Here is a 247-nt window from a genome sequence, read left to right as displayed (position 1 = left end):
GCAGATATTGCTGGAATGCTGGTTTGGCTTTATGGAATGATATGTATGAAGAAGCATTGATTTTAGAAGATAAAAAGTTAAAACCAACACAATACAAGGTTCGTGATGAAGTGGTTGCAAATAAAGAGGATTGGCAATACCGACTATCTGCACGTTGTTTACAGTTGGCGATCGAAGATTTATCTAAAGCGTGGAAGAACTTTTTTGATAAGGCACAAGTTGATTGGGGTAAACCACGTTTTAAATC

The 247-nt window shown here is 36.8% G+C and carries 1 pseudogene; it reads left to right on the top strand.

The features are described from left to right. Nucleotides 1-247 (top strand): annotated as a pseudogene (locus tag FC30_RS09515) (RNA-guided endonuclease TnpB family protein); the annotation flags it as partial.

Source organism: Ligilactobacillus animalis KCTC 3501 = DSM 20602 (assembly GCF_001434535.1).
In the GTDB taxonomy this organism is placed as follows: Bacteria; Bacillota; Bacilli; order Lactobacillales; family Lactobacillaceae; genus Ligilactobacillus; species Ligilactobacillus animalis.
Note: the sequence above shows the minus strand (reverse complement) of the source record. Positions and strands in the feature narration are given on the sequence as shown.